A 24240-nucleotide genomic window follows, 5' to 3' on the forward strand; every position below is an offset into this window, starting at 1 on the left:
GCGCCGTGCCGCTCCCGGCGCCCGCCCCCGTGCGGCGGCCGTCACCGCGGGCGCCCCGGGCCGGGTGCCACGCCGCCCGGCCGCGCCGACCGGGAAGCTCCGGATGACCCGCCGCGGCCGCGTCGTCGCCTGGGCCGGTGCCGTCCTCGCCGCGGTGCTGCTGGGCACCACCGGCGCGGGCGCCTGGGTCTACCAGCACCTCGACGCCAACATCCGCGGCGCCGACATCGACCACGGGCTCGGCGACCGGCCCGCCAACCTCAGCCCCGGCTCCAAGAACATCCTCGTCGTCGGTTCGGACAGCCGCGCGGGCGCGAACGCCCGGTACGGCAAGGGCCTGACCAGCATGCAGTCGGACACCCTGATGGTGCTGCACCTCTCCGCCGACCGGCACTGGGCGAACGCGCTGTCCTTCCCGCGCGACTCCTGGGTGCGCATCCCCTCCTGCGTACGCGGCGACGGCAGCCGGTCCACACCGCACCACTTCAAGATCAACGAGGCGTTCTCACTCGGCGGGGACACCGGCGACATCGGCAAGGCCGCCAGCTGCACGATCAAGACGGTCGAGGCCGCCACCGGGCTGCACATCGACCACTTCGCGTCCCTCGACTTCCAGGGCTTCAAGGGCATGGTCAACGCCCTGGGCGGCATAGAGGTCTGCCCCGAGCACGCCCTCCACGACGTCAAGGCCCACCTCAACCTTCAGGCAGGCTGCCAGAACGTTCGCGACGAGCAGGCGCTCGGCTACGTCCGCACCCGTTACAGCGTCGGTGACGGCTCCGACCTCGGCCGCATCGGCCGCCAGCAGGAGTTCCTGAAGGCGCTCGGCACCAAGGCCCGCTCCCAGCTGACCAGCCCAGGCGCCCTCTACGGCTTCCTCGACTCCGCCACCAAGTCCCTCACCACCGACCGCGACCTGGCCGGGATCACACCGCTCTACGACCTCGCCGCCACCCTCAAGGACATCCCCGCCGACCGGCTCACGTTCCTCACCGTGCCGAACTATCCGCGCGAGGCGGACGTCCCCACCGACCGCGCCAACGTCGTCTGGCAGTACCCGCAGGCCGGTGACGTCTTCCGCGACCTCGCACACGACCGGGAGATCGACACCGCCGCCAAGCGGAAACTGACCGCGTCCGCCGCCCACCCCGTCACCGCCGCCTCCGTCCGCATCCGCGTCCTCAACGGCACCGGCACCCCCGGCCGCGCCGCCACCGCCGCCGCCGCCCTGCGCACCCTCGGCTTCACCGTCACCACCACCGGCAACGCCCCCACGACGGACCCCACGTCCATCGACCACCCGTCGGGCCTGCGCGACCAGGCCGAGGTCCTGGCCGCGCGGCTTCCCGGTGACCTCACACCCCGGGAAGCGGCGGAGGCGGTGCCGGGCGAGGTCACGTTGACGGTCGGCCCGGACTTCCCGGCCGACTGGGACGGGTGAGGCGGAACCCGTACGGGACGGGGCGGCGCCTGCACTCGTATGGGCCGGGACCCCTCGGAACCCGTACGGGGGTCGGGGCGCCCGGAACCCGTACGGGGCGGGACTCCCGGGTTCCCGTAAGGGACTGACCGTACGGGGCGGGCCGCCCGGCCGGCCTCAGGGGGCGAAGACCAAGCTGGCCAGGAGCGTATGGACGGCGGTGCCGCCGAGGATGCTCAACAGCGCGTTGCGGCGCCACAGGTGCAGGCCGACGGTGACGGCCAGCGCGGCCAGCGGGGCGAGGGCGCGCGCATGGGTGACGGGCACGTCGCGCAGGCAGTAGGCGAGGAGGATCACCATGACCCCGGCGGGCATACGGGTGCTGAGGTACCGGACGGTGCCGCTGGCGCGCAGCGGGGTGAGGGCGGCGAAGGGCAGGGCCCGCAGGCCCCAGGTGACGGCCGCGGCGACGAGGACGGCGGCGACGGCGTAGCGCGTATCAGGCATGGCTCGGCTTCCTGCCGGTGGTGACGTGGCGGGCCAGGAGGGCGGCGGTGAACAGGGCGAAGGCGGCCGGCAGCATCCCGTCCGGGAAGAGGAGCCGGGCGGCCACCGCGCTGAGCAGGGCGAGGACGGGCGTGGGCAGGTCGCCGCGCAGGTCCCGGACCGCGTCCAGGGCGAGGACGGTGAACATCGCGGTGAGGGCGAAGTCCAGGCCGGTGACGCCCTCCGGGATGAGGGAGCCGAGCAGGGCCCCGGCCACCGCGCTGCCCGCCCAGTAGAGGTGCAGGTAGAGCTGGAGCCACAGGATGCGCCGGCCGGGCCAGGAGCGGGCCTGTTCCCCGGTGGTCAGCGCGTACGCCTCGTCGCACAGGGCGAAGGTGCTGTAGGTCTTGCCGAGGCGGCCGGTCACGCGGTGCAGGGGGAAGGACAGCGCGTAGAAGACGTGCCGGACGTTCACCATGAACGCGGAGACCGCGATGGCCGCCAGCGGGGTGCCGGCGGTGACCAGGCCGATGAGCAGGAACTCGAACGAGCCGCCGAAGGCGAGCACCGCGGACAGCCCCGCCCACCACCAGTCCAGCCCCGACTGCGTCACGAGCGCCCCGAAGGCGAGGCCGAGCGGGACGAAGCCCAGGCCCGCGCCCGCCGAGTCCTTGAACGCCGCGCGCGCCGGGGACGGTATGGGGGACGGCATCGGGGTCGGCGGGACGGACGCGGGCCGAGGTGGCCCCTCGGCAACGGCGGGACGTATTTCCATGGCGCAATTTTAGAAAAACTTCCCCCTCATATGATTGCGAGATTACCCCGGTAATCTCGCGATATGAGCAACGAAACGCCACTCGATGCGATCGACCGAGAAATTATCTTTCACCTGCGCCAGGACGGGCGGCTGACCAACGTCGAGCTGGCCAAGCGGGTCGGCCTGACCGCGCCGCCCTGCCTGCGCCGGGTCAAGCGTCTGGAGGAGTCCGGCGTCATCGCCGGGTACCGCGCCGTCATCGACCCGGAGGCCGTGGGGCGCGGGCTGGAGGTCCTGATCGACGTCGAGATCTACGCGCAGGACCGCAAGAGCTTCGAGGAGTTCGAGTCCATCGTGGCCGCCTTCGAGGAGGTCGTGGAGTTCCGGCGGATGTACGGCCGCCCCGACTACTTCATCCGCGTCGCCGTCGCCGACCATGCCGCCTACGAAGCCTTCCTCACCGGCCGCCTCAGCGGCCTGCCCGCCGTCCGCCGCCTCGAATCGCACCTGACGATGAAGACGATCAAGACCAGCCCCTAGGGGGCCGCCAACACGCCGTACCCGTAAGGGGGTTGACTCGCCATGGTCGCGCGCCGCTTCCGGGGCTTGCTCCCCTAGGGTGCATCGGCGGGTCCTGCCCGGCCTGCACCGGGACGGCGACCCGTGCCCTTGCCCTGGAGTGCGCTCCAGCGCCTAGCCTCGCCCCCTGATCACCGGCGGGCCGCCACGGGCGCCGCCCTCACCGAAAGGAACACCGTGCGGTACACGCTTTTCGGCAGGACCGGTCTTCGGGTGAGCGAGCTGAGCCTCGGCACCATGACCATCGGCGGCGACGCGAGTGGGGGCGCGCCCCGGGAGACCGCCGCCCGCCTCGTCGACGCGTACGCGGACGCCGGCGGGAACTTCATCGACACGGCCAACAACTACTCCGGCAGCGGCTCGGAGACCCTCCTCGGCGAGCTGCTGGAGGGCCGCCGGGACCGCTTCGTCCTCGCCACGAAGTACACCTGCGGCACCCGGCCCGGCGACCCGAACGCGGCGGGCAACCACCGCAAGAACCTCGTCCGCTCCCTGGAGGACAGCCTCACCCGGCTGCGCACCGACCACGTCGACGTCCTGTGGGTGCACGCCCGCGACAACTTCACCCCCGTCGAGGAGGTGATGCGGGCACTGGACGACGTCGTACGCTCCGGGAAGGTCCTCTACCTCGGGGTGTCCGACTGGCCGGCCTGGGAGATCGCGCAGGCCAACACCCTCGCGGAACTGCGCGGCTGGACGTCGTTCGCCGGATCGCAGCTGCGCTACAACCTCCTGGAGCGCACCCCGGAGCGCGAACTCCTGCCGCAGGCCCGTGCATTCGACCAGGCGGTGCTGGCGTGGGCGCCGCTGGCCGCCGGGAAGCTGACGGGCAAGTACCGCCGCGGGGAGAGCGGCCGGCTGTCCGGCGGGGAGGGCCGGGCCGACGCCCACGAGGACGCCGTGCTCGACGCCGTCCTGGACATCGCCGCGCAGGGCGGCTGGAGCCCCGCCCAGGTGGCACTCGCCTGGCTGCGCTCCCGCCCCGGCAACATCGTCCCGATCATCGCCGCCACCAAGGAGTCCCAGCTCGCCGACAACCTCGGCAGCCTCGACGTCACCCTCGACGCCGACGCCCTCGCCCGCCTCGACGCGGTCAGCGCCGTCCCGCTCGGCTTCCCGCACGCCTTCCTGCGCGATCCGGTCGTCACCACGAACGTCTACGGCGAGGGCTGGGAGGCCATCGACGACCGCCGCTCGACGTACCGGCGCACGGTGCACGAGGTGCGGTGACCGCCCGGCGCGCCCCCGCCACACCGCACGCCCTCCGGCGCACCGCGTGACGCCGCACGCCCCCTGACCCGCCGCACACCCTCCGGCGCATCGCGCCATGCCGCGCGCCCCTGAGACCCAACTCCCCTCTCCCTTACGGGACCTGGCTTCCCGTAAGGGAGAGGTGTCGGGGCCTACACTCTCCCACCATGCCCGTCCAACAGACCTGGAACTCCCTCCCCGCCGACGTCCACGCGGCGGTCCTCGCGCAGACCGGCGCCGTCCACCGCGCCGACGACATCGCCGCCGGATACGTCAGCCAACTCGCCACCACCCTGCACACCGAAAGCGGTCGCGTCTTCGTCAAAGGCCTGCGCCACGACTACACCTTCGCCTGGAATCAGCAGCGCGAGGCGGACATCGCGCCCCATGCCGCACCGCTCGCCCCCGCCGTGCGCTGGCGGATCGACGCGGACGGCTGGGACCTCCTCGGCTTCGAGCACCTCACCGGACGCGGCGCCGACTACGCCCCGGACTCCGCCGACCTGCCACTCGTCGTCGACGCCCTCGCCACCCTGGCCGACATCCGCTGCCCGGACGTACGGACCGAGGACGCGGTGGACCGCTGGGCCCGCCACCTCGACGACCCCGCCGATGGCACCGCCTTCGCCGGCCCGGCGCTGCTGCACACCGACCTCAACCCCGCCAACGTCCTGATCGACGGCGCCGCCCCGGCCCGCCTCGTCGACTGGGCCTACGCCACCCGCGGCGCCGCCTGGATCGACCCGGCCTGCTGGATCGTCTGGCTCATCCACCACGGCCACCCCGCCCACCAGGCCGAACAGTGGGCCGCCAAGGTCCCCTCCTGGTCCACCGCCCCCCGGCGCTCCCTCGACCTCTTCGCCACCGCCCTCGCCGGCTACTGGGACACCATGGCGACGGAGTACCCGAACCCGATCACGCAGAGCCTGCGGGACGGGGCGGCGACGTGGGCGGCTCTGCGGGGAGAGAGCTGAGAGAACTTAGAGGGCGCGCGGATAGGCACGATTGTGGTATTCCGACGGTAAGACAGACACAGGTCTTGGCGATCATGGAGTTGCGACGCTCTGTGATCACCGGGAGACCTGTGCCTGTACTGCCAGCATGGCTGGCTGAACCGCTCTGGGGCCATTTCGCCGCCCTACTACCTCAACGATCGACCTACGCGCCAACCCACCCACTGGGCTGCCACCGCCCCCGCATCAGCGACCGAATCGTCTTCGACAAGATGCTGCAGCTGCTGCGATTCGGCTGCTCCTACCAGGCGATCGCCGACACGACGTGCTCAGCCACTACGATCCGCAACCGTCGCGACGAGTGGATCCGGCTCGGCGTCTTCGCCAAGCTCAAGCAGATCGCGCTGGATGCCTACGATCGGATCGTCGGCCTCGCACTCGACCATATCGCCGTCGACGGCTCCATCACCAAAGCCCCCGGCGGTGGTGAGGTCGCAGGGCGTTCACCAGTCGATCGCGGCAAACAGGGCTTGAAACGCTCGGGCATGACGGACGGCTATGGAATCCCGCTGGGCCGCGTACTGGCCGGAGCGAACCGTCACGACTCTCCGCTGCTCGCCCCAACCCTGGACCACTTGGAGGACCTCGGACCGCTGCCCGACGACATCACCGTGCACCTGGACGCCGGCTACGACTCGGTCAAGACCCGTGCCCTCCTCGACGAACGCGGCCTGCACGGCCGCATTGCGCACAAGGGAGAGACGGCACCTATCCAGGCAAGTCAGAGGTGGCACGTCGAACGGACCCACGCCTGGCAGAACGCCTTCCACCGCCTCGCCTGGTGCTACGAGCGCCGGGCCGCCGTCATCAACGCCTTCTTCGACCTCGCCGACACCATGATCACCGTGCGCAGCCTGATCCGTAGGGCATGGACGACCCACCGCTGGGACGAACGGCCGAGCCGTCGCCCATGAGCACGCACCTGCCCGCGCGGACATTACCCAGGTTGACCGTTCGACTGGAGGTCGGTACCGCCAAAGGCGCCTGGCGCCGCCTCGACCAAGGCGCCGTTGAGTGCTCTTAGTGCGGCGATCACCGCCTCGACCTGCGCGGCGGACAGCTCGGGGAGCATCTGCCGCAGAGTCGGTTCGGCATCCCGGCTCCTGGCTTCCCGGGCTTGTGCGCGGGCATGCTCGGCGATCTTGGCGACGGTCCGGCGTCGGTCGGCCGGGTCGGCTCCCAGCTCGACCAGGCCCCGCTTGTGCAGTGTCGCCACCACCGTGGATACCCGGCTTTGGGCGAAGCCTGTGTGCTGGGCGATGGCCCCCACCGGCTGCGGACCAGCGGTGTAGAGGCACTCCAGCACCAGCAGCTCTGTCGGCCCCAGGTCGGAGGCGTCCTTCATCACCGAGGTCGCGGCAGCAGTGAGGCGCCTGCCAAGTTGATGCAGCTCAGCGAGGTTCATGGGACTTGTCGGCGGCACCGCGCACACCCTCCTTTGGAACATCTCCGATGATACATCTACAGTAATGCATCATAAGAGATGCATCTTTGGAGATGGATTCCCGGGAGGCGCACCCATGACAGCGCCCAGACATTCCGAGGAGGAGACATGGTCCGGCCGATAGCCCGAGTGCTGGTGTTCCCGTTCGCGATGGCCGTCCTGCTGGTCGGTATCTACACCGCCGCGATGCACGCCCCGACCCCGCACCACCTGAAAGTCGCGGTTGCCGGTTCACCGGCGCAGACCGGCCCGCCGGCCGCTTCCCTGCGCAAGGCTGTGGGCGACGCGTACGACGTCAGCACCGTGGCCTCCACCGAACAGGCACGGCAGCTGGTGGCGCACCGGGCTGTGGCGGCCGCCTACGTCCCCGCGCCGACGCCCGGTGACCGCGACGCGGGTACGCCCGGCGCGGCGTTCGCTCAACCGCCGCATCCCAGCGGTCCGCTGCTGTATGTCGCCTCGGGCGCCGGTGCCGCCCAGGTCAACCTGGCTGCCCTGCCGTTCGAGAACGTGGCCGTCCAGCAGCACCAGTTCCTCCAGGTCCGCGACCTGGTCCCGCTCAGCGGCGACGACGCCAGCGACACCAGCACCATGTACGCGGCGATCGGCCTGACCCTCGCCGGCTACCTGTCGGCGGTCATGCTCTCAACCGTGTTCGGCACCGCCCTCACCCGCCGGCGCACGGTGGCCGCGCTCGCCGCCTTCGGTACCGTCGCCGCGATCACCGTCTGGCTCATCACCGGTCCGATCCTGGGCGCCGTGCACGGCTTCGCCCCCGCCATCCTCGTCACCGGCTGGCTCACCGTGATGGCCGTCGGCCTGGCCACCGTGTTCCTGTCCCGCTTCTGCGGGCGCATGACCCCACTGGCCGCCGTCGGCATCTTCATGTTCCTCGCCATGCCCGCCTCCGGAGCGGCCCTGCCCATCGCGGCCATGCCCGCCCCTATCCGGGCCCTGCACGACCTGCTGCCGATGACCTCCACCGCCGGCAGCCTGCGCCAGATCATGTACTTCGACAGCGACGGCATCGGCCGCTACTGGCTCGCCCTCGGCCTGTGGGTGATCGCCGGCCTCGCCCTGACCCTCGCCTACGACTCCCTCAGGGCCCGCCGCACCAGCCGCGCCAGCCGCGCCAGCCACCGCAACGACACAGCCGCCCAGCCCCGACAGACCGCCGAACCCGTCCCCTCCCCTTCCTCCTGATCGCGCCCGGCGCGCACTCACCCGACACTCCAGAGCGAGGCCGCACCCATGACCGAAGTACCACTGCCGTTCCACCACCACGGCCGCGACACCGACCCGACCGCCCCGCCCGAAGACCGCCTGGCGCTGCTCGCAACCCAAACCGACCTGAACGGAGTCGACTTCACCGGCCTGGACCTGCGCCCGGCACTGCGCCGTGATCCGCGCCCCTGGACCTTTACGCGCTGCACCTTCACCGAGGCCAACCTGCGCGGCGCCCACCTGGCCGAAGCCGTCTTCACCGAGTGCACCGCCACGGCAGCCGACTTCACCGGCGCTCTGCTCGACCAAGCCCACTGGCAAGGCGGCAGCGCCGCCGACGCCAACTTCACCGACGCCGACTGCGGAGACCTCACCTGCGACGGCGCCGACCTGGCCAACACCAAGTGGGGCGGCGCCCTGCTCGCCGACGCCACCTTCACCGGCTGCCGCATGATCGGAGCCCGCCTCACCGGCCACCGCGGCCTGGGCCTCCACCTCACCCGCTGCAACCTGGCCGTCGCCAACCTCAACGGCCTGAGCCTGCGCGGCACCCACCTCGTCGGCAACCGCTTCACCGAAGCCGATCTTGGCGGCGCCGACTTCCGCGACGCCACCCTCGAAGACTGCCGACTCGCCGAAGCCAACCTACGGGCCGCCAACTTCACCGGCGCCGACCTGCGCGGCGCCGACCTCGGCGAACTCACCATCGCAACCGCCGCACAGTTCAGCGGCGCCGTCATCTCGCCCAGCCAAGCCGCCCAAATCTGCACCGCCCTCGGCCTGAACGTCATCGGCTGATCCCTCATGGCAAGACAGGCACGGGTCTCCTTGGTGATCACAGAACGTAGCAACTCCGCGTTCGCCAAGACCTGTGCCTGCATTGCCGTCGGGGTACCACCACCACGCCTATCTGCGTGGCCTCTTACAGGGAGGGTTCCTGAAGGTGCGATTCGGGGCGGGGCCGGGGATCTTTCAGGGAGGGTTCCTGAAAGCCCCCGCGAACCAACGGGCCCCGCGCCCGTCGCCCCCGTCCGGCTCACCAGCCGCAGGAACCGCACCGGCTGCACCATCCACTCCACCCACGTCGCCCCGCAGTCGAGCGTCAGCCCGCACGCCGCCCCCAGGCGCAGCGCGAGCGCCGCCTCGGTCGCCTCCGGCCCGTCCAGCACCCGCCGTACGCGGTCCCGTTCCCACGGCACGCACCCCTCACTCAACCGCCGCGCGTCGTCGGCGATATGGCAGACCGCCGCGGCGGCGCTGTGCACGGCGGCGAACGTCCACGAGGTGACGGCCTCGCACTCCCGCGATCGGTACACGTACCGCTCACACCAGTACCCGGACGAGACGAGCCCCCGCTCCGTCACACGCCGCTCCACGCCACCGCCCCCTGCCTCCGCCGCGCGCGGAGCCGGTCCCCGGCGGCGGGCCGCTCCGGGCGGGCGGCGACCGTGTAGAGACATCCGTACGCGTCCACGGCCCGTACCGTGATGCCGACCCCTGCCGTCAGGGCCTCCCGCGCCCCGTCCTGCTCGACGAGGTCCGCCAGCCACGCCCGCACCGTCCCGTCGTACGGCGCGCCCACCTGCTGCGCGACCTGCACGGCCCGCCGTCGCATCCAGGCCACCGCGCCGCCCGGGGAGTACGACACCCACCCGCCGAGCGGAATCTCCTCGCCGTCCGGCCGCCGGGCCGTGGCCCGCACCCAGTACGCGACGCGTTCCGGCCGCATCACAGGGCCCGCAGCGACGGCCCTTCCGCAATCGGGACGGCCATCTCCGCCCACACCGTCTTCCCGATGACGTGCCGCTCGACGCCCCAGCCATCGGCCAACGCGTCCACCAGCATCAAGCCACGTCCACATTCCGCGTCCTCCCCTGGACATTCCTCGATCACGGGCCGCTCCCCGCTCCCGTCCTGCACCTCCACCCGCAACCGGCCGTCCCCCTGCACGCCGCACCGGACGCCCACCACGGACATCACCGGCGCCCGCGCCTTGACCGCGTTGGTCACCAGCTCGGAGAGCAGGAGTTCGGCGACGTCGGCTGCGTCCCGGTCGGTCTCCCATGCCCGCAGGTGCTGCCGCAGGGCGAGCCTGGCGCGGCTGACGCTGCGCGGTTCCAGTGGCAACTGGCAGGAGAGAAACGGGAGTTGCACGACTACGGGGCTGACGGATGCGGGCATGGGGGTCCCTTGAGAGCGCACGACAATCCATTGACGACACACCGCAACATGACCAACGCGGTGCGTGACGCAACTGACGGTAGGGCGCCACACCTTGTCGACGCAACTGCCCAGGTTCGCCAATTTGCGCTTACCCTCCGCGTCCGAGCAAACTGGCTCCGTCATGCCTCAAACCGGCAGACTGACCTACCAGTTGGAAGGAGAAGGCATGCCAGCAGGTGGGAAGCCGACCGTCAGAAGCCGCAGACTCGGATACGCCTTGCGCCGGCACCGGGAGGCAGCCGGACTCGATCAGTCCGACGGTGCCGAAGCCATCATGAAGTCGGTCACCAAGGTCAGCCGATTGGAGAGCGGGCAGACATCTGCCTCGGCGCTGGAAATCCGCACCCTGCTGGATCGCTACGGCGTGGAGGACGCAGAAGAGCGCAACCGACTTATGGAGTGGTCCCGAAGGAGCAACGAGCGCGGGTGGTGGATCGACTATCAGCCGACCCTTCGGTCCGGGTATGCGGACCACATCACTCTGGAGAGTGACGCCACCTACATCCGCATCTGGGAACCCGTCCTCGTCCCTGGCCTTCTGCAGACTCCCGAGTACATCGAGGCCGTGATCACGACAGGCCCCAGGGTCATCCCGCCCGATCAGGTAGCCGAGCTGGTGAAGCTCAGGCTGGAACGGCAGCACAGGATCGAAGCAGGCGGCGTGCGCTTCGCGGCCGTCATCTGGGAGCCCGCACTGATGGGGCTGCCCGATGAGGGCGACATACGGGAAAACCAGCTGACGCACCTTCTTGACGTAGGCAAGCGGCAGAACGTCACCGTCCAGCTGCTCCCTACGTCCGCAGCCCTCACCGCTGGAATGTCCGGAAGCTTCACGGCTTTCTCGTTCGGCGTGGAGGCCAACGTGGAAGCGGTGACGTTGGACAACCCAGCGCATGTCAATGTCGTGGAAGGGCCGGAGGAACTGGCCCAGTACGTCAACGTTTTTGATCAGCTACGCTCGGCCGCGATGTCTCCCGATGAGTCAGCCTCACGGATACAGCAGCTTCTCGGGGCGGAGAGCGCAGCGCAGAGGAGTGACAAGTGAAGCCTGAAATCATCAGTGCGTTTCGGAAGTCGTCGTACTCCAACCAGGAGGGCAACTGCGTCGAGGTTGCCCGCACCTCCACCGGCGGCCACGCGATACGCGACAGCAAGCGACCCGCCGGGCCCCGGCTCACCTTCAACGGAGCCGCCTGGGGCTCGTTCGTACGGATCCTCAAGGGCGACGACGCGGTCGGCTGAGCCCTGCCGCACGAGGGAGCCCTGGCCAGCGGGCCAGGGCTCCCTCGCGTTCTGGCGTAACCACCAGGTTGGCTGGCTAGTGTGGATTCGCCGACTTGTAGCTGGTGGGGGAAGGGGCAGGGATGAGCAACCGCAACGACGGCTGGGCCGAGGGGCAGGGTCGTATCTACCAAGCCTCTGGCGACCAGCACATCACCGAGCACCACCATCACGGCCCCGACTGGGCGGGGCCCGACTCTGTACGCAGGCCCGCGGTCGGCCGCGCGCCGATGGTCCTGCGCGACCGCACCGGGGAGATGGACCGCCTGCGCGCCGCCGTTGAACCTGGTGTCGGCAACCGCGTCTACGTCCTCCACGGTCTGGGCGGCTGCGGCAAGACCGCCGTCGCCTACACCCTCTTCCAACACGCCACCAGCCAGGCAGGCCGCATCGGCCTGTGGGTCAACGCATCAGATGCCGCCTCGCTACGCGCCGGCATGCTCGCCGTCGCTGCCGATCGAGGAGCCTCCGACGGCGAACTGATCGGAGCACGCAGCGGATTACGTCCAGCCGCGGATCTCGTCTGGCACTACCTGGACCGCTCCGACCAACCCTGGCTCCTGGTCCTCGACAACGCCGACACCCCCGCCATCCTCCGCGATGGCGGCTGGCTCCGCACCAGCCCGAACGGCACCGTCGTCGTTACCACGCGACAAGCCGCAGCTCATTGGTGGCCTGGCGCCGACCTTCTCCAGTTCGGCGTACTCCCGCGTGAAGAGGCCGCTCTTGTTCTCCGAGACCTGGCGCCTCATGCGGGTTCGATCGAGGACGCCGTAGAGGTCGCCGACCGCCTCGGTCGTCTGCCTCTTGCGCTCACCCTCGCCGGCGGATTCCTCGCCCACCAGGTCATCGATCCCTGGAGCCTCGCCGACTACCGGCGCCGGCTCGACAGCGGTACCGGTCTCGACCCCATCGAACTCATCGACCAAGGTGCCACCGCCGTCGGCGGCGACGCCCGCCACCTGCTCAGCAGCACCTGGCAACTCTCCCTCGACGCCCTCACCGCCCAAGGACTGCCTGAAGTCGGCCAGCTTCTGCGCCTTCTCGCATGTTGGGCCAACGATCCGCTGCCCCTGTCGATCCTCTCCGGCGCTGAACTACTCCCAGAACTGCCCGCATCCCGAGTGGAAACAGCGCTGCGCGGGCTCCTCGACCACTCCCTCACCGAGATCGTCTACCGCGAAGTTCGCTGCCTGCGCACCCATGGAGTCCTCCTCGACAGCGTCGCCCGCACCATCCCCGCCGACAAACGAGAACAACTCAGCGCCATAGCGGCCCGCCTCCTCCTCGCGGCCCTGCCGGAGGTACCCGACCGTGGAGCGCAGGAACCGCATGTGAACCTGCTCGCGCCGCACGTGATCGCCCTCCTGCACAGAGCGGTCAACTGGGCAGCCAGCCAATCGACAATAGAAGCCGCAGCGGCTCGCCACGGCCATCCACCGCTCTGCCGACTACGACTCAGCACTCGCCCTGAGCACCGAGGCCGTGGAACTCATCACTCCCAGACTCGGAAAGGACAATGTCCTCACCATCAGGCTGCGCCAACGAGTGGGGCGTGCCCTTTTCCGACTTGGACAGCTCGAGGATTCCGAGGCTCTCCACCGTCAGTTGCTCAACGATTGTGAACATGCCCTGGGTCCAGAGGCTCCGGACACCCTGGCGGCCTGCTTGCATCTAGCCAATTCGCTTTTCAATCTCAATCAAGAGAGAGAAGCCGTCGCACTTGCCCGCCGGGCGATCGAAGGGCGCGCCCGCGTATTCGGGCCCGACCACACCCTCACACTCCGCGCACGAACATTCCTCCTGCACATTTTCACAGGGCCAGAAGATGTCGCAGCCGGCTCAAACCTGGTTGCAGACCATTATCGAAAATTCGGAGGGGATAACTCGATGACGCTGGGAACAGTGCTCAACTACGCATTCATCCTCCGGAAAGCGGGAAGAGCAATGGATGCGCTTCCTCACGCCCAAGCGGCCTTCACGGGATACGCACAGCGCTTTGGCCATGACTATCCGGTCACATTGAGTGCACGACACAGCCTGAGCAAGATCTTGGCTGAACTCGGCCAGCACGCGAAGGCAATCGTCCATGCAGAGAAACTCGTTGAAGGCCGCACCAGAGTTCTGGGGCCAGAGCATCCCTGGACACTTGAGGCTCAGGAACTCTTGGATGAATATCGACGCGGGCAAAGCAGTATCTGAGAGCTGACCCGACGATCGCTCGTGGCCAACGGCAGCGACTTCAACCAACAGCCGCTCGGCCAGCCCGCGGCCCGCGCCACCCCTCGCAGGTGGAACGGGCCGTGGCGGCGAAACCAGCGGGGAGCATTCCTGAAGGCCACCCCGTAGCCAGCAAACTAACAGGGAGCCTTCCTGACCGCTCCCCCTCACCGAACGGAGCGGAGCCTCACTCCTCCCCCTCCAGCTCCCCCTCCGTCTCCAAAAACGCCTCCCGCAGCGCAGCCAGCGTCTCCGCATCAGGCTTCTCCCACATGCCGCGGGACTCGGCCTCCAGGAGGCGTTCGGCGATGCCGTGGAGGGCCCAGGGGTTGGCTTCCTGGAGGAAGGCGCGGTTTTCGGGGTCGAGGACGTAGGTCTGGGCGAGCTTGTCGTACATCCAGTCGGCGACGACGCCGGTGGTCGCGTCGTAGCCGAAGAGGTAGTCGACGGTCGCGGCCAGTTCGAAGGCGCCCTTGTAGCCGTGGCGGCGCATCGCCTCGATCCAGCGGGGGTTGACGACGCGGGCGCGGAAGACGCGGGACGTCTCCTCGACGAGGGAGCGGGTGCGGACCGTCTCGGGGCGGGTGGAGTCGCCGATGTACGCCTCGGGGGCCGTGCCCTTGAGTGCCTTGACGGTGGCGACCATGCCGCCGTGGTACTGGAAGTAGTCGTCGGAGTCGGCGATGTCGTGTTCGCGGGTGTCGGTGTTCTTCGCGGCGACGGCGATGCGCTTGTACGCGGTCTCCATCTCGTCGCGGGCCGGGCGGCCCTCCAGGCCGCGGCCGTACGCGTAGCCGCCCCAGACGGTGTAGACCTCGGCGAGGTCGGCGTCGGTGCGCCAGTCGCGGGAGTCGATGAGCTGGAGCAGGCCCGCGCCGTACGTACCGGGGCGGGAGCCGAAGATACGGGTGGTGGCGCGGCGTTCGTCGCCGTGGGCGGCGAGGTCGGCCTGGGCGTGGGCGCGGATGTGGTTGTCGGACGCGGGCTCGTCGAGGCCCGCCGCGAGCCGTACCGCGTCGTCCAGCAGGCCGATGACGTGCGGGAACGCGTCGCGGAAGAAGCCGGAGATGCGGAGGGTGACGTCGATGCGGGGGCGGCCCAGCTCCTCCAGGGCGATCGGCTCCAGGCCGGTGACGCGGCGGGAGGCGTCGTCCCAGACGGGGCGGACGCCGAGCAGCGCGAGGGCCTCGGCGACATCGTCCCCGGAGGTGCGCATGGCGCTGGTGCCCCAGAGGGAGAGGCCGACGGAGGTGGGCCATTCGCCGTTGTCGGAGCGGTAGCGCTCCAGGAGGGAGTCGGCGAGCGCCTGGCCGGTCTCCCAGGCGAGGCGGGACGGGACGGCCTTCGGGTCGACGGAGTAGAAGTTGCGGCCGGTCGGCAGGACGTTCACCAGGCCGCGGAGCGGGGAGCCGGACGGGCCCGCGGGGACGAAGCCGCCGTTCAGGGCGTGGACGGCGTGGTCGATCTCGGCGGTGGTGGCGGTCAGCCGCGGGACGACCTCGCGGGCGGCGAAGTCGAGGATCGCGGCAACCTGCTCCGGCTGCCCGGCGGCCACCTCGGCCACGGCGGACGGCGCCCAGTCGGCGTCCTCCATCGCCTGGACGAGGGCGCGGGCGCGCTCCTCCGCATCGTCGGCGGCGGTGCGGGTCGCGGCGGATTCGTCCAGGCCCAGCGCCTCCCGCAGACCGGGCAGCGCGGACGTACCGCCCCAGATCTGCCGGGCGCGGAGGATCGCGAGGACGAGGTTGACGCGGGCCTCGCCGGCCGGGGCGGCGCCCAGGACGTGCAGACCGTCGCGGATCTGGGCGTCCTTGACCTCGCAGAGCCAGCCGTCGACGTGCAGCAGGAAGTCGTCGAAGCCGTCGTCGTCGGGGCGGTCCGCAAGGCCGAGGTCGTGGTCGAGCCTGGCGGCCTGGATGAGGGTCCAGATCTGGGCGCGGATCGCCGGGAGCTTCGCCGGGTCCATGGCGCTGATCTGCGCGTACTCGTCGAGGAGTTGTTCCAGGCGGGCGATGTCGCCGTACGAGTCGGCGCGCGCCATCGGCGGGACGAGGTGGTCGACGAGGGTGGCGTGGACGCGGCGCTTGGCCTGGGTGCCCTCGCCGGGGTCGTTGACGAGGAACGGGTAGATGAGGGGGAGATCGCCGAGGGCGGCGTCCGGGCCGCAGGCGGCGGAGAGGCCCGCGTTCTTGCCGGGCAGCCACTCCAGGTTGCCGTGCTTGCCGAGGTGGATCATCGCGTCGGCGCCGAAGCCGCCGTCGTCGGCGGAGGCCGCGATCCAGCGGTAGGCGGCCAGGTAGTGGTGGGACGGCGGCAGATCGGGGTCGTGGTAGATCGCGATCGGGTTCTCGCCGAAGCCGCGCGGCGGCTGGATGAGGATCAGCAGATTGCCGCGGCGCAGGGCGGCGAGGACGATGTCGCCCTCCGGGTCGCGGCCCAGCTTGTCCGCGTGGCTGCGGTCGAGGAACATCTCGCCGGGCGGCGGGCCCCAGTGCTCCTCGACGGCGTCGCGCAGCACCTGCGGGAGCGTGGCGTACCAGCGCTTGTAGTCGGCGGCGGGGATGCGGACGGGGTTACGGGCGAGCTGTTCCTCCGTCAGCCACTCCTGGTCGTGGCCGCCCGCCTCGATGAGGGCGTAGATCAGCTCGTCGCCGTCGCCCGATGCCAGGCCGGGTACGTCCTCGTCGCCGAAGTCGTAGCCCTCTTCGCGCAGGCGGCGCAGGAGGGCGACGGCGGAGGCGGGGGTGTCGAGGCCGACGGCGTTGCCGATGCGGGAGTGCTTGGTGGGGTACGCGGAGAGGACCAGCGCCAGCTTCTTGTCCTGGGCCGGGATGTGGCGCAGGCGGGCGTGGCGGACGGCGATCCCGGCGACGCGGGCGGCGCGCTCGGGGTCGGCGGCGTACGTCGGCAGGCCGTCCTCGTCGATCTCCTTGAAGGAGAACGGGACGGTGATCAGGCGGCCGTCGAACTCGGGGACCGCGATCTGGGTGGCGGCGTCCAGCGGGGAGAGGCCCTCGTCGCTCTCCTCCCAGGCGGCGCGGTTACCTGTCAGGCAGAGTGCCTGAAGGATCGGCACGTCCAGGGCGGCGAGCGCGCCCGCGTCCCAGGACTCGTCGTCGCCGCCGGCGGACGCCTCGGCGGGCTTGGTGCCGCCCGCCGCGAGGACGGTGGTGACGAGGGCGTCGGCCGGGCGCAGCGCGTCGATCAGCTCCGGCTCGGGCGCCCGCAGCGAGGCGACGAAGAGCGGCAGCGGGCGGCCCCCGGCCTCCTCGATCTTGGTGCACAGCGCGTCGACGAAGCCGGTGTTGCCGCTCATGTGGTGGGCGCGGTAGTAGAGCACCGGGATGAGCGGGCCGTCGATGTCCTTACGGGCCGTGGGCCGCTCCAGCTCGCCCCAGGTCGGCGCGGGCTGCGGCGGTGCGAAGCCGTGACCGGTCAGCAGGACGGTGTCGGAGAGGAAACGGGCGAGGCGGCCGAGGTTCTCGGGCCCGCCGTGCGCGAGGTAGGCGTGCGCCTCGGCGGCGGTGCCGACCGGGACGGTGGACGCCTCCATCAGCTGGGCGTCGGGGGCCTGTTCGCCGGTGAGGACGACGACGGGGCGGTGCTGGCCCTCGGCGAGGAGGAGGTTCAGGCCCTCCTCCCAGGCGCGGATGCCGCCGAGGAGGCGGACCACGACGAGGTCGACGCCGTCGAGCAGCGCGGGGAGTTCGGCGAGGTCGAGCCGGGCTGGGTTGGCGAGCCGGAACGGCACGGGGCCGCCGGCGGCGCGGGCGCTGAGGAGATCGGTGTCGGAGGTCGACAGCAGCAGAAGCATGCGAGCGCAGAGCCTTCCTCGGGGTATCCGCGCCCCGGGTGGTTCGTTGGACGGCGGGAGTTCCTGACTCACCCGGCAGCTGCCGGGCTCACAGTGGCGGGACCGCGCCGGACTCTCACCGGGCTTCCTCCCATGTCGCCGTCTCCGGCGTCGGCGGGCCGGACGACCCACCGGAGTGAATGGTAAGGGCTGATGCGCTGGTGGGGGAGGGGGGCTTGGGGTCGGGGAGAGCGGGTGGCGGGCGGAGGCCGGGGAGCGGTGGCGGGCGGGGCCGGGGCCCTGGCCCCCTACGGGGTGCCCGTACGGGGGTGCGTGCAAGGCCCGTACGGGGTCCGGCACCTGGCTTGTACGGGCCGTCCGGGTTTCCCTCACGGGTCCGATATCTGGCTTGTACGGGCCGTCCGGGTTTCCCTCACGGGGTCCGTCCAGGGTGCGCACCGGGTCCCGCCGGCGCTTCGCGCAGGGTCCCTACGGGGTGGCCGTACGGGTTGCCGCGCGGCCCCCTCCGGGGTGCCCGTACGGGATCGCGGGCGCCCCGCCCGGTGGCCCGTACGTGGCCCGTACGTAGTCCGTACGTGGTCCGGCTCACCGTCGCCGCCCGGGACGACGTCGGTATGCTCGCGGCCATGCCGCCCTCCCCCTCGAACCGGCCCCCCGGGGCCCAGCCACCGCTGCGCGAGCACGGTGACGCCTGCCCGGGAGCGCTGCGGCTGCACGCGGCGGCGGACGGTGCGCTGGCCCGCGTACGGGTGCCCGCCGGGGAGTTGACGGCACGTCAGGCAATGGCGTTGGCGGACGCGGCGGAGCGGTTCGGGGACGGGGGACTCTCCCTCACCTCGCGCGGGAACGTGGAGTTGCGCGGCCTCGGCGACGACTGCGGCGGCGACCTGGCCGCCCTGCTGGCCGACGCCGGACTACTGCCCTCCGTACGCCATGAGCGCGTCCGCAACCTCATCGCCTCACCGCTCGCCGGAATCGACGGCCGCGCCCCCGCCGACGTGCGGCGGTGGGCCCGTGAGCTGGACGAACTGCTCTGCGGGCAGGAGTGGACGGCGCGGCTTTCGGGCCGTTTCCTCTTCGTCCTGGACGACGGCCGGGGCGATGTGGCGGGCCTCGGCGGGGATGTGACCTTGGTCGCAGAAGCCGCAGTGGACGCAGCAGACGGAGAAGTCGCAGAAGTCGCAGAACAGGGGGCGCCCGCTCTCCTCTTCCTCGGCGGCCCCGACAACTCCAACAGCCCCGACAGCCCCGACAGCCCCGACAGCCCCAACGACGGTGTCGGGCCGGCCCTGCGGATCCCCGCCGCCCACGCCCCCCGGGCCGCGCTCGCCGCCGCCCGGGTCTTCCTCGACGCCGTCGACGCGAGCGGCAGCGGCGCCTGGCGGTTCCGGGATCTGCCAGGGGGCGCGGCGCCGACCGTGCGCGCCGTCGGCGAGCGGCTGCGCGCCGACGGGATTCCCGCCGTGTACCTGCCGCCCGGCGATGTCCCGGCCCGGCCGGAGCGCGGCGCGCCCGCCCCGGCACCCGGCCTCGTCGAAGGCCCCGACGGGCACCGCGCGCTGAGCGTCCCGGCGCCGCTGGGGCGGCTGACCGGCGCGCAGTGGCGCCTCCTGGCCCGTACCGCCACCGAGGGGGACGGCACGCTCCGCCTGACCCCGTGGCGCGGCGTTCTCGTCCCCGGACTGTCCGCGCCGGTGGCCGCCGCCCGGCTGCGGGAGTGCGCGGACGCGGGCCTGGTCACCGACCCGGACTCGCCCTGGCACCGGCTCGGCGCCTGCACCGGACGCCCCGGGTGCGCCAAGTCCCTGACCGACGTACGGGCCGACGCGTCCGCCGTGGCGGCGGCCCTGGGGCGCGCCACCGCGCTGCCGGTGCAGTGGTCCGGCTGCGCCCGCCGCTGCGGCCACCCGCACGGCACCTGGATCGACGTCCTGGCGACCGACGGCGGCTACGACGTGACCGTGGTCCGGCCGGGGGCGCCACCCGAGCCGCTCGCGGCGGGCGCCACCGTGCGGCAGGCCGCGGACGCCCTCGCGCCCGGGATGCCCCCGGCGGCTCCCGGCACCACGCCGTGACCGCCACCGGGCCGCGCCCCGGGCCCCGGCCCCGTTAGCGCGTACCCCACCCCTATGCAGCACCCCACCAGCGACGACCCATCACCAACCCACCACACCGAGGGCACCGTGTTCGACTACGAGAAGGACGGGGCGGCGATCTACCGCCAGTCCTTTGCCACCATCCGCGCCGAGGCGGACCTCGCGGGGCTGCCCGCCGACGTCAGCCGGGTCGCGGTCCGGATGATCCACGCCTGCGGCATGGTCGACCTCGTCCGCGACCTCGCCTACTCCCCCGGCGTGGTGGCGAGCGCCCGCGCCGCGCTGCGCGCCGGTGCGCCGATCCTGTGCGACGCGAACATGGTCGCCAGCGGCGTCACCCGTAAGCGGCTGCCCGCCGACAACGAGGTGGTGTGCACCCTCGCCGACCCGTCGGTGCCCGCGCTCGCCGCCGAGATGGGCACCACCCGCAGCGCCGCCGCGCTGGAGCTGTGGCGGGACAGGCTGGACGGCGCGGTGGTCGCCGTCGGCAACGCCCCGACCGCGCTCTTCCGCCTTCTGGAGATGATCGAGGAGGGCGCGCCGCGGCCCGCCGCGGTGCTCGGCATACCCGTCGGCTTCATCGGCGCCGCCGAGTCCAAGGAGGCGCTGGCCGCCCACCCGTCGGGTCTTGAGCACCTGGTGGTGCGCGGGCGGCGCGGCGGCAGCGCCATGGCCGCGGCCGCCGTCAACGCCCTGGCGAGCGAGGAGGAGTGAGCGTGTCCGAGCAGCAGTCCGGCGCCCGGACCCCGGGCCGCCTCTACGGCGTGGGGCTCGGCCCCGGCGACCCGTCCCTGATGACCGTACGGGCCGTGCAGGTCATCGCGGAGGCCGACGTGGTGGCGTACCACAGCGCCCGCCACGGCCGGTCCATCGCGCGCGCCATCGCCGCCGGGCATCTGCGCGCCGACCACATCGAGGAGGCGCTGGTCTACCCGGTGACCACCGAGTCGACCGACCATCCCGGTGGCTACCGGGGTGCGCTCGACGACTTCTACGAGGAGGCCGCGGCCCGGCTCGCCGCGCACCTCGACGCGGGCCGCACCGTCGCCGTGCTCTCCGAGGGCGACCCGCTGTTCTACGGCTCGTACCAGCACATGCACAAACGCCTGGCGCACCGTTACCCGACCGAGGTCGTCCCCGGCGTGACCTCGATCAACGCGGCCGCCGCCCGGCTGGGCAGGCCGCTGGTGGAGGCCGACGAGGTGCTGACGGTGCTGCCCGGCACGCTCCCCGAGGAGGAGCTGACGGCGCGGCTGGCCGCCACCGACTCCGCCGTCGTCATGAAGCTGGGCCGCACCTTCCCCGCCGTCCGGCGCGCGATGGAACGCTCGGGCCGGCTGCCGGAGGCCCGTTACGTCGAACGCGCCACGATGGCGGGCGAACGGACCGGGGCGCTGGAGGACGTCGACCCCGCGTCCGTGCCGTACTTCTCGGTGGCGGTGGTGCCGAGCCGGGTTGCGGAACGGGACGTGTCCGGGGACGTGTCCAGGGCGCGCGGGGAGGTGGCGCACGCCCCCGAGGACGTGTCCGGGGGCGCCCCGGAGGACGTGTCGGGGGCGCCCGGGGAGGCGGCCCACGCCCCCGGCGACGCGCCCGGCGACGCGCCCGGCACCGTCACCGGCGACGTGGTCGTCGTCGGTACCGGACCGGCCGGACCACTGTGGCTGACGCCGGAGTCGCGGGGGGCACTGGCCGCCGCCGACGACCTCGTCGGCTACACCACCTACCTGGACCGGGTCCCGGTCCGCCCCGGGCAGCTGCGGCACGGCTCCGACAACAAGGTCGAGTCCGAACGTGCCGAACTCGCCCTCGACCTGGCCCGCCGCGGCCGCCGGGTCGCGGTCGTCTCCGGTGGCGACCCGGGCGTCTTCGCGATGGCCACGGCCGTTCTGGAGGTCGCCGCCGAGGAGCGGTACCGCGCCGTGCCCGTCCGCGTGCTGCCCGGCGTCACCGCCGCCAACGCCGCGGCGGCCAAGGCGGGCGCCCCGCTCGGCCACGACTACGCGGTGCTCTCCCTCTCCGACCGCCTCAAGCCGTGGGAGGTGATCGCCGAACGGCTGCGCGCCGCGGCCGCCGCCGACCTCGTCCTGGCGCTCTACAACCCCGGCTCCCGCAGCCGCACCTGGCAGGTCGGCAAGGCCCGTGACCTGCTGCTGGAGCACCGTTCGCCGGACACCCCGGTTGTCCTGGGCCGCGATGTCGGCGGCCCCGAGGAGTCCGTCCGCACCGTCCGCCTCGCCGATCTCGACCCCGCCGAGGTCGACATGCGCACGATCCTGCTGATCGGCTCGTCGCAGACCCGTACGGTACGGCGCACGGACGGCGCCGCGACCGTGTGGACGCCACGTCGGTACCCGGAGGGGTGAGCCCGGGTCCGTATCCGGGAGGATTCGGGGTCGGGTGAGGGGTGAACGCCGGTGGATACGGGGGACGTTACGGACGAACGGCATCGCGGGGCGGCTCCCGGACATCCGTACGGGCCCGCTCCCCTCGGGACGCTCCCCGCGAGGCCGGTCCGCCAAATTGACCGAACTGTCGGCTGTTGTCCACGGACGGGTGGCACATTGTTGCTGTGCGCCTCCCGCCCCGGGGCGGAGGCCCACCGCCCCCGCCCCGGGAAACCGCGCGCCCGCCATGGGCGACGGCGGGGTGTGCCCTTGCCATCACGGCGCAGAACAGATGAAGTCGGAGAACCATGACCAGGTCTCACTCATGAGCCGTCGCACACGGCGCCGCCGCACCCCGGCCACCCCCTGCCCCTCCTGCGGCGGCACCGACCTCCTGTGGGAGGACGAGGGCGTCTACGGCGGCGGCGAACTCCTGTGGTGGTGCGCCGACTGCCTCCATCAGTGGCATGCAAGCGATTACGCGCAGGCGGGGGCGCCGATGCCCCCTGGCCAGGGGCCGGGGGCCGGTCCTGGCATGCCGGTGTCGGGGCCCGAGACATCGGTACCCGGCTCGTACGGAGAGGCGCCGGTGCTCGGGGCGCCTGCTCCAGGGACGCTCCCGGGTGCGGGGGTTCCGGGGCCGGCGCCCGGTGCAAGCCCGTACAGGGAGGATGCGGCGGGGGGCAACCCGTACGCGGAGGCCGCGGCGGGGGCTCACCCGGAGCCGTACGCGGGCAGGGCAACTGTCCCGGCCCAGGCGCCGGTTCCGGGTGCGCCGGGCGTCCATCCGTATGCGGAGGGCACGGCGGCGCCGAACCCGAACCCGAACCGGTACGCGGACGGGCCACGTGCGGCCCTTGGTACGGCTTCGGTGCCGGGGCCGGGTGTGGGTCCGGATCAGGGTTCGGGCTCTGGCCCCGTACGGGTCGCGGCGCCGGACCTCGTTCCGGCCCAGGCCGCTCCGGCCCAGGCCGCTCCGGCCCAGGCCGCTCCTCATGTCCCGCTGCCGGGCCCCGCGCGGGAGTTGCCCACTACGAAACCGGCCGTCTCGGCTGCGCCGCCTGCTTCCGAAGCGGCTTCCAGGCCCGCTCCGGCGGCACGCCCGGCCCTTCCTCCGGCCTCGCCGGAGCCGATGGCGCCCCCGGAGCCCACGGTGGCCACGGAGTCCACGGCGCCCATGGCGTTCATGGCGTTCATGGACGCCACGGCACCGGAAGCCGTGGCGTCACCCGGAGCCCCGGCGCTCCCCGGGCCGACGGCGTCCCCGGAGTCTCCGGCCGGCCCGCGTCCCACGGCAGGCCCGTACCTCGCCCCGCCGGACCCGTCCGCGCGCCTCTTCATGGCCAACCCCCCGGTACCGGCACCGGGCCCCGCGCTGCCGGAGCAGCCCCACCCCGCCGAACCGGCCGACCGCACCGGGCAGACCGGCCACACCGAGGAGCCCGATCAGCCCACCGGGGGCGACCACCTCGCAGGCGCCGACCAGCCCGTCGGCACTGACCGGCCCGCAGGCGCAGAACGGGCCTCCACCGCCACCGAACGGGCCACCTTCCCCGCCCTTTCCCACTCCCCGTACGGGCCCCCCGTCCCGCTCCCCGCCCCCTCCGCGAACGGCAGCACCTCGCTTCCGCTGCCGCCGCTCGCGCCCCTCGCAGAGGGCGGCGGCGGGGCGCCCCTACCGGTCGGTGGCCCGTCGTTCGGCTCCCCGTCGGCCGACCTCGCACCACCGCAGGCCGCCGAGGCACCCGCCGGGCCGCAGCCGCCGGCCGGTCAGCCGCCCGCCGCGCCACCGGCGGCGGGGCAGCAACCGGTCGGCCAACCGGCGACCGTCGCCGAACGCACCATGCACGCGGCCGGGTTCCTCCCCCTCGTGCCCTGCCCCGGCGCGTACGAGCCCTGGCCGTGCCGCTGTACGCAGTGCGGCCGGGAGGCCACCCCGACATACCGTCAGGTCCGCGACGAGGCGTTCACCTGCGCCTGCCGCGGTACGCGACGGCGCCGCCCCGCCCGCAAACGCTGACCGGCCGAGGGCGGGCGAACGGACC

Annotated in this window: 21 protein-coding genes, 1 pseudogene and 1 riboswitch; of the genes and pseudogenes, 15 read left to right on the forward strand and 7 right to left on the reverse strand. The window is 72.2% G+C overall.

Features of this window, described 5'->3' with window-relative positions:
• The first annotated feature begins 103 nt into the window (after nt 1-103).
• Entirely contained in the window at nt 104-1441 is a 1338-nt protein-coding gene (locus OG422_RS14630; RefSeq protein WP_405743238.1) for an LCP family protein, read from the forward strand.
• A gap of 156 nt (nt 1442-1597) precedes the next feature.
• Here the strand turns inward: OG422_RS14630 and OG422_RS14635 are convergent, their stop codons facing one another.
• Nucleotides 1598-1927, reverse strand: a complete 330-nt coding sequence (locus OG422_RS14635; RefSeq protein ID WP_143944598.1) for a branched-chain amino acid transporter permease — start codon at nt 1925-1927, stop codon at nt 1598-1600.
• A complete protein-coding gene (locus tag OG422_RS14640; RefSeq protein WP_405747789.1) occupies nt 1920-2618 on the reverse strand; it encodes an AzlC family ABC transporter permease in 699 nt (232 codons plus the stop codon). Before OG422_RS14640 ends, OG422_RS14635 begins: the two co-directional genes overlap by 8 nt.
• Before the next feature lie 126 nt (nt 2619-2744).
• On the opposite strand from OG422_RS14640, the gene OG422_RS14645 reads away from it, so the two are divergent.
• The 4 genes from OG422_RS14645 (at nt 2745) to OG422_RS14660 (ending at nt 6420) form a co-directional block, all read left to right on the forward strand.
• Nucleotides 2745-3203 (forward strand): Lrp/AsnC family transcriptional regulator, encoded by a 459-nt coding sequence (locus tag OG422_RS14645; protein ID WP_143944596.1) that lies wholly within the window; start codon nt 2745-2747, stop codon nt 3201-3203.
• 216 nt (nt 3204-3419) lie between these two features.
• Nucleotides 3420-4472 (forward strand): aldo/keto reductase, encoded by a 1053-nt coding sequence (locus tag OG422_RS14650; RefSeq protein WP_143942422.1) that lies wholly within the window; start codon nt 3420-3422, stop codon nt 4470-4472.
• Between the two features lie 188 nt (nt 4473-4660).
• On the forward strand, nt 4661-5467 hold the full coding sequence (locus OG422_RS14655; protein ID WP_405743239.1) for a phosphotransferase family protein: 807 nt from the start codon (nt 4661-4663) through the stop codon (nt 5465-5467).
• Between the two features lie 110 nt (nt 5468-5577).
• Nucleotides 5578-6420, forward strand: coding sequence for an IS5 family transposase (locus OG422_RS14660; protein WP_405747791.1), 843 nt, complete (start codon nt 5578-5580; stop codon nt 6418-6420).
• Nucleotides 6421-6443: 23 nt separating this feature from the next.
• On the opposite strand, the gene OG422_RS14665 is transcribed toward OG422_RS14660, so the two are convergent.
• On the reverse strand, nt 6444-6929 hold the full coding sequence (locus tag OG422_RS14665) for a MarR family winged helix-turn-helix transcriptional regulator (RefSeq protein WP_405743240.1): 486 nt from the start codon (nt 6927-6929) through the stop codon (nt 6444-6446).
• Nucleotides 6930-7058: 129 nt separating this feature from the next.
• On the opposite strand from OG422_RS14665, the gene OG422_RS14670 reads away from it, so the two are divergent.
• Complete coding sequence (locus OG422_RS14670) at nt 7059-8153, forward strand: ABC transporter permease (RefSeq protein ID WP_405743241.1); 1095 nt, start codon at nt 7059-7061, stop codon at nt 8151-8153.
• Between the two features lie 48 nt (nt 8154-8201).
• Entirely contained in the window at nt 8202-8972 is a 771-nt protein-coding gene (locus OG422_RS14675) for a pentapeptide repeat-containing protein (protein ID WP_405743242.1), read from the forward strand.
• A 562-nt stretch (nt 8973-9534) separates the two neighbouring features.
• On the opposite strand, the gene OG422_RS14680 is transcribed toward OG422_RS14675, so the two are convergent.
• Both OG422_RS14680 and OG422_RS14685 read right to left on the reverse strand, forming a co-directional pair.
• Nucleotides 9535-9903, reverse strand: a complete 369-nt coding sequence (locus tag OG422_RS14680; RefSeq protein ID WP_405743243.1) for a hypothetical protein — start codon at nt 9901-9903, stop codon at nt 9535-9537.
• Nucleotides 9903-10355, reverse strand: coding sequence for an ATP-binding protein (locus tag OG422_RS14685; protein WP_405743244.1), 453 nt, complete (start codon nt 10353-10355; stop codon nt 9903-9905). Before OG422_RS14685 ends, OG422_RS14680 begins: the two co-directional genes overlap by 1 nt.
• Nucleotides 10356-10419: 64 nt before the next feature.
• Between OG422_RS14685 and OG422_RS14690 the strand changes: the two genes are divergently transcribed.
• The 4 genes and pseudogenes from OG422_RS14690 (at nt 10420) to OG422_RS14705 (ending at nt 13880) form a co-directional block, all read left to right on the forward strand.
• Entirely contained in the window at nt 10420-11442 is a 1023-nt protein-coding gene (locus tag OG422_RS14690; protein WP_405743245.1) for a helix-turn-helix transcriptional regulator, read from the forward strand.
• Nucleotides 11439-11639 (forward strand): DUF397 domain-containing protein, encoded by a 201-nt coding sequence (locus OG422_RS14695; protein ID WP_405743246.1) that lies wholly within the window; start codon nt 11439-11441, stop codon nt 11637-11639. Before OG422_RS14690 ends, OG422_RS14695 begins: the two co-directional genes overlap by 4 nt.
• A 1509-nt stretch (nt 11640-13148) precedes the next feature.
• Nucleotides 13149-13280, forward strand: a pseudogene (locus OG422_RS14700) (hypothetical protein); the annotation flags it as partial.
• A 66-nt stretch (nt 13281-13346) separates the two neighbouring features.
• On the forward strand, nt 13347-13880 hold the full coding sequence (locus tag OG422_RS14705; RefSeq protein WP_405743247.1) for a tetratricopeptide repeat protein: 534 nt from the start codon (nt 13347-13349) through the stop codon (nt 13878-13880).
• A 205-nt stretch (nt 13881-14085) separates the two neighbouring features.
• On the opposite strand, the gene cobN is transcribed toward OG422_RS14705, so the two are convergent.
• A complete protein-coding gene (gene cobN, locus OG422_RS14710) occupies nt 14086-17712 on the reverse strand; it encodes a cobaltochelatase subunit CobN (protein ID WP_405743248.1) in 3627 nt (1208 codons plus the stop codon).
• A gap of 36 nt (nt 17713-17748) precedes the next feature.
• Nucleotides 17749-17900: riboswitch (cobalamin riboswitch) on the reverse strand.
• Between the two features lie 438 nt (nt 17901-18338).
• Between cobN and cobG the strand changes: the two genes are divergently transcribed.
• The 3 genes from cobG (at nt 18339) to OG422_RS14725 (ending at nt 22174) form a co-directional block, all read left to right on the forward strand.
• Nucleotides 18339-19787 (forward strand): precorrin-3B synthase, encoded by a 1449-nt coding sequence (gene cobG, locus OG422_RS14715; protein WP_405743250.1) that lies wholly within the window; start codon nt 18339-18341, stop codon nt 19785-19787.
• Between the two features lie 108 nt (nt 19788-19895).
• A complete protein-coding gene (locus OG422_RS14720) occupies nt 19896-20522 on the forward strand; it encodes a precorrin-8X methylmutase (RefSeq protein ID WP_185994216.1) in 627 nt (208 codons plus the stop codon).
• A complete protein-coding gene (locus OG422_RS14725) occupies nt 20519-22174 on the forward strand; it encodes a precorrin-2 C(20)-methyltransferase (protein ID WP_405743251.1) in 1656 nt (551 codons plus the stop codon). Before OG422_RS14720 ends, OG422_RS14725 begins: the two co-directional genes overlap by 4 nt.
• Before the next feature lie 1014 nt (nt 22175-23188).
• Here the strand turns inward: OG422_RS14725 and OG422_RS14730 are convergent.
• Nucleotides 23189-23392 (reverse strand): hypothetical protein, encoded by a 204-nt coding sequence (locus tag OG422_RS14730; RefSeq protein ID WP_405743252.1) that lies wholly within the window; start codon nt 23390-23392, stop codon nt 23189-23191.
• Between the two features lie 142 nt (nt 23393-23534).
• Here OG422_RS14730 and OG422_RS14735 point away from each other — a divergent pair, with 142 nt between their 5' ends.
• Entirely contained in the window at nt 23535-24215 is a 681-nt protein-coding gene (locus OG422_RS14735; RefSeq protein WP_405743253.1) for a hypothetical protein, read from the forward strand.
• Nucleotides 24216-24240: the final 25 nt, after the last annotated feature.

The sequence above is a fragment of the Streptomyces sp. NBC_01525 genome, assembly GCF_045040405.1.
GTDB lineage: Bacteria > Actinomycetota > Actinomycetes > Streptomycetales > Streptomycetaceae > Streptomyces > Streptomyces benahoarensis.